Source organism: Thalassospira sp. UBA1131, assembly GCF_002311515.1.
Taxonomy (GTDB): domain Bacteria; phylum Pseudomonadota; class Alphaproteobacteria; order Rhodospirillales; family Thalassospiraceae; genus Thalassospira.
In genome coordinates, this window is record NZ_DCAO01000062.1 from 1 (window position 1) to 5,858 (window position 5,858).

3 protein-coding genes are annotated in these 5,858 nt (G+C 55.4%); 2 read left to right on the plus strand and 1 reads right to left on the minus strand.

The window, feature by feature from the left end; translation table 11 throughout:
* On the plus strand, positions 1 to 288 hold a 288-nt coding region (locus B3Z49_RS09315), incomplete at its 5' end, for a BamA/TamA family outer membrane protein (RefSeq protein ID WP_296990282.1).
* Positions 285 to 4,721, plus strand: a complete 4,437-nt coding sequence (locus B3Z49_RS09320; protein ID WP_296990285.1) for a translocation/assembly module TamB domain-containing protein — start codon at positions 285 to 287, stop codon at positions 4,719 to 4,721. The genes B3Z49_RS09315 and B3Z49_RS09320, both read left to right, overlap by 4 nt.
* A gap of 13 nt (positions 4,722 to 4,734) precedes the next feature.
* Here the strand turns inward: B3Z49_RS09320 and B3Z49_RS09325 are convergent, their stop codons facing one another.
* Positions 4,735 to 5,619 carry a MurR/RpiR family transcriptional regulator gene (locus B3Z49_RS09325; protein WP_064782036.1) on the minus strand — a complete coding sequence of 295 codons (885 nt, stop codon included), beginning with the start codon at positions 5,617 to 5,619 and terminating at the stop codon, positions 4,735 to 4,737.
* Positions 5,620 to 5,858: the final 239 nt, after the last annotated feature.

The window sequence follows — 5,858 nt, forward strand, 5'->3', positions numbered from 1 at the left end:
CTTGATGATGATAATGATCCGCTGGGCGGGCGTTCCGTACTGGAAGTCGGTGCCGAATTCCGCGCCCGTGTGACCGAAAGCTTTGGCATCGTGCCATTCATCGAAGGTGGTAACGTTTATGCCAGATCCGAACCCGAAGACATCAGTCTTCTATGGGCTGCCGGTCTTGGCTTCCGTTATTACACCGCGGTCGGACCGCTGCGTTTTGATGTCGCAGTGCCGCTTGATAAACGCGACAACGTTGATGACGATTTTCAATTCTATATCAGTCTGGGGCAGGCATTTTGACCGGGTCTGACACGTCACCACCGAATAATCCCAAACGTTCCGCATCGCGCCGTTCTTCGATAAAGTGGCTGCGCTATGGTGCCTATGGTCTTGGCGGGGCTGTGCTTGGACTTGCGGGCCTGATTGCCGTTGCCGGGACCGGTCCGGTATTGCGGATGGCAACCCCGATGATCAACGAGGCCGTATCCGCCGCAACCGACAGCGAATTTGAACTTGGCCGGGTTGAAGGCAGTTTGTGGACTGGATTGACCCTTGATCAGGTGACGATGGATCGCGCCACAGATGGGTTGCATCTTGATATCAATGATATCGAATTTGATTGGTCGCCGACCGCACTTTTGGCTGGTCGGTTGCACATCAATCAGATCAGTCTGGCAACGACCAATGTCATTTTGCCCGACGGCACCGCACCGGAAACGGCCGAGGAAGAGGACGAAGACGACGGTGGCTTTACCATGCCGCTGGCGGTTTCGGTTGACGCGCTTGAGCTTGGCGAAATTGCCATTGTTGATCAACTCACCGGTAACAGTTTCCTCTATAGCCTGAATGGCCGGGCAAAGGTTGGCACAAACCTGTCTGCGACAGCCTTTCTGGATTTGCAGCCGCGTGATGGCGGTACCGACCGGATAAAACTTGATCTGGATTTTGACGGCCCCGGACAACATCTTGCAGCCGAGATTGATGGGTTGTTGGGGCGTGAAGGGCTTGTCATGACCCTGGCTGGCGTTGATCCGGCCAGCGCAACCGATATCAAGATTGCACTCAATGGCGATGGTCCGGCCAATGACTGGAAAGGCACGATTGATCTGTCGGCGGCGGGCTATGCATCGCTTGCAAGCGACATTGGCGTTCAACTGTCTTCGGATGTTGTGGCATTTACCCTCGACGGTGCGCTATCGCCGCAAGAACGCATAAGCGAACAATTGCCTGCAAGCATGGATAAAGAAGTCGCGCTGGGCATTGGCGGGGCATTTGATCAATCAGAACAAATCCTTTCGTTTGATCGCATTTCGATTGCGATGGCAGATGTGCTGGCGCTATCGGGCACAACGGAACTTGACCTTGAAGACAGCCTGATTGCGGCCGATTTAACGGCCGATATTGATCCTGAAATGTCGGCACTTCTGGACGGTGCGGTTTCATGGGCGGAACTTGGGCTTTCCGTTCAGGCCAATGGCAATCTTTCGATGCCCGGTGTGGCGCTGCGGGTAAATGGCCGTGATGTGAAAACGCCTGTGTCGCGTATCGGCGACATCGCATTGCAGGCGGATATGGCAGCCCCCGATGACGCGGATGAGCCACTTGACGCAACCGTCGCATTTTCTGCGACCGGCACGGATTGGGATGATCCGGATCTGGGAGCGTTTCTGGGGGCGGCGCAGGACCTGTCATTCGATGCGCGGATGTCGCCGGACTTTGCCGATATTTCGATCCGCAATCTGGCATTGATTACGCCTGATATGACCCTGCGCGGGCAGGCGGACGTTAACGAAGATCTGGTCGTCACGACATCTAACATCGTGGCCGATATCCGTGATCTTGCGATTTTTGCGCCGATTTCGGGGCTTGATCTGCGCGGGCAGGGGCAAGTTGCCTTGCCCGGCCTGACCTGGTCGGAGGCCCGTGGTCTGGAAACCGGGATCGAGGTTTCAGCCAGTCAGGCCGGTTTCGGGATTGCCGATCTTGATCGTATCGTCGGCTCCGAGCCGCGTATCATGGGCGATGTGATACTTACCCCCGATCTTGATCTCAGCGTTGATGTCAGCGCACTTGATACCGCAATGATCGACGGCCCGCTGATGCTTCGCATTACGGAGGCATTCGAGAAGCTGTCGCTTGAAAGCACGCTTGATATTGCATCTGGTGCCGTGCCGCCGGACCTGGGCATTGAAATGGCCCCGGCAAAGCTGACGGCCAACCTCGAAGGTGACCTGACTGCACCCCCGGGGACGTTTGAATTGAGTGTTCCAAGCCTTGCTGTTTCGGGTCAGGAATTCTCCGATATCGTGCTGACCAGCCGCATGACGTGGTCAGAACAGGCTGTTTTGTCGCTTGCCAATAAGGGCAACTTCACCTTTGCCAACCGACCATACGAAGTGGCTGCAAATCTTGTCCTGCCCGAAGATGCGCTTCGTGTTGAGCAGATATCGCTTAAAGGCGAACATGTCGCGTTGAGCGGTGATATCGCCTTGCCCGACTACAGCATTCCAATGCGCGGTGATGTTACGCTGTCAAATCTCGATGCCGAATTTCTCGATCAGTTTGGTGTGAGCTTGGTGAACGGCACCGTGACGGCCGATATCTCCCTTCGTCCGGATGGGCAACGCCAAAGCATTACGGCAAATGCATCGGCCAAGGGCCTGCGAATGGCAAGCACAGATGGCACCAATCCGACAATGATCGAGGATGTTGAACTGACCGCGACGATCGGTAATGCGTTTGACGTGCCGGAAATTTCAGCGGAGCTGGATGGCCGTGACATTATTGCCGGATCAATTGCGGTTGACGAGCTTGCCCTTGATCTTGACGGCGGCATGGATGCGCTTGCCATCACGCTGACGAGTTCCGGTCTTTATCAGGGCAATGTACCGATTTCGACCGACTTGGCTGCTGATCTGTCGCTTGGCAATGATACCGCAGTAACGGCCACTCGGCTTGAAGCGATCATTGGCGATCAGACGATTGAACTTCGCAAACCGCTGGAACTTGTTTTGCGCGAAAACGGCCGGCAGCAGCTGGACGCCGACCTGACCGTTGGCACCGGCCATCTTGTCGCAAGCCTTGATCAGGAAGCCGGGCAAAAATCCATTTCGGGTGAGCTCCACCTTAATGATTTTGATCTTGGTCCGTGGGGGCGTATTTCCGGCTTTGACGGGCTGAGCGGCACCGCAAATCTTGATGCGTCCTTGCGTGAAACACGCGGGAACTTGCCAAGTGCACAGGTCAATGGCCGCATTTCCGGCATCACGTCAAAGGCAGTCGCGGGACTGAAGCCCTTTGAAATGCGGCTTGATATCACGCTTGAGGAAGGCAAACTTGCCGGGCAGGCGTCGCTTGGTAATGGCGATGTCGAAGCACTGACAGCCGAAGGCAATGTTCCGCTTGCCATTTCCGTGCTTGAACAGGAATTCAGCCCGGATCTTGCCGCGCCCGTTTCTGCCCGCGTGCGTGTGAATGGTCAAATTGCCGAATTCTGGCCTTATGTCCCGGCACCCGATCATCAGATGTCGGGCAAGATCAAACTTGCGCTTGATGTCGCTGGAACGCTTGATGACATCCGCTGGAACGGGGATGTTGCGCTTGCCAATGGACGATATGAAAACCTTGAGTACGGCACGCTCCTTGATCAGATAACGCTTGAGGGCACCTTTGATCAGGCCGGTCTTTCCATTCCGTCGATTACGGCCACGGATGGTGGCAAAGGCACCGTCGATGCATCGGTTGATCTTGATCTGCTTGACGGTGGCGAGATGCGCTATGACGTGTCGGCTGATCTGCGCAATGTTGCCGTATCGCGAAAGGATGAACTGCAATTCTGGGCGGATGTAAAAGCCAGCGTAACCGGATCCCAGTCGGAGGCCGATATCCAAAGCACGGTGTCGGTCCTGCGCGGGGAGGTCGATCTGACCCTGGCCTTGCCGGAATCGGTTCCGACCATCGAGATTGAAAATCTGCCGGACGCCGCGCAGGTTGAAAAGGCCGAGGATACAAAGGAAGCGGACGACGCCTTTACCGGTAATCTTGATGTCACCGTTGATATCCCGGGGCGCCTGTTTGTACGTGGCAAGGGACTTGATTCCGAGTGGGGCGGTCGCCTTGAAATTTCCGGCACCACCGATGATCCACGCATCACCGGGCAGCTATCGGCCCTGCGCGGGCAGCTTGATGTCATCGGCAAAACATTTGTGATCCGGGATTCTCAAATTACCTTTGCCGGTGCGTCGCCCCCTGATCCGATGCTTGATATCGAAGGGGTCTATACCACCGAGGCTCTTGTTGTGACCGCAGGCTTCCAGGGGCCGTCAAGCGATCCGGAACTGGTGCTGTCGTCCAATCCGTCGCTGCCGGAAGACGAAATCCTGTCTCAAGTCCTGTTTGGCAAATCCCAAGGCAGCCTTTCGGCAGTCGAGGCCGTGCAACTGGCAAGTGCACTGAACGAACTTTCTGGCGGTGGTAGTGGCCTTGATGTGGTTGGCAGCATCCGGCGATTTATCGGTGCAGATGTCCTGCGCGTCGGTGGCGGCGAAGACGGGCCGGAGGTCAAGGTTGGCAAATACCTGACAGAGGGGGTCTATGTCGGCACCAAGGCCGGGTCAACGCCGGGATCAAGCGGCGTCGAAGTCGAAATCGAAGTCACACCAAATATCAGTGTGACCAGCGAAAGCACCGAAATCGATAGCAAGGCTGGCGTTCAATTCAGACTTGATTACTAAGGCCGCACAAATCTTAGTCGCCGATGGGTTGGTGCCCAGTTGGGGGATTAACCGTCAAAAGCGACGAACGAATGCGCCGCAGCTTTTCCTTGGCCTGATCGGGCATGCGTCGTGCCACGGCCGTCGCAATCACATCGATTGTTGCCAGAAACGCATGGCGTGTGGCGGTTGGTTTATAAATGTCGGGGTTTTCCGGCATATTGATTGCGATGACCAAGTCACTCTCGGCGGCAAGCGGGCTGTCTGGGTTGGTCAATGAGATGACCTTGGCGCCATATTGACGCGCAATAGCAGCGGAGTGGATGATTTCTGTCGGGCGACCACTGGTTGAGATCGCAAAAATCACGTCCTCTGCGCCAAAGGTCGAGGCCAGCATCCGCTGCAAATAGCCGTCACTTTGCGATTGTGCCGGTATTCCCAGTCGGAAAAACCGGTTTGCGGCATCAAACGCCACAGTGGTCGATCCACCGCCAACCCCGAAAAACGCCACCTGACGTGCCTTGACCAGAATGTCCGCCGCCTGATCAATTTGATCAGACGATAACTGATCACGCAGCAGACGCAGGTTATCAATGATCACACCCAGCACATGGTTTGACAGCACATCTGCGGCGGTTGTGTCGTCTGAAATATCTTCGGATGTCAGATACTGAATGCTGACGGCAAGGTTTTGCGCTAGGCGGATTTTAAAATCGCGGAACCCGTCGCACCCCAAGGTGCGGCAAAAACGAATGACGGTGGGTTCGCTGACCCCGACATTTTTCGCCAGATCGGACAGGGCGATGGTTGTGACATCTTCCAGATGTGCGCTGACATAGTCCGCGACCAGTTGTTCGCGGTTCGGGAATTTGCCGGACTGGCTTCGCAGCAGGCTGATGATGTCGGCGGTTTGTTGCATGGAATCGACCTGATCCGTCTATCTGGTTTGGTGTGTCAAAACCGACACCTTATTGGGAACTAACATTATTTCCGTTTGCAGGCGATAGCCACAATTTCAATTTAAGCGTCATCTCAGTGCCCCGCATGCGTGTTTTCTCACATCAAATATCATCGTTTTGCCCGACATTAACCCGGTCGAAATCGACCATGTAGTTATTCAATGCACGAGACGGCGAAGTTGCTGTTTCGGGCTTTGGG

Coding starts and splice junctions, on each gene's coding strand:
- B3Z49_RS09325 (WP_064782036.1), bottom strand. CDS start 5,619: ATGCAACAAACCGCCGACATCATCAGCCTGCTGCGAAGCCAGTCCGGC.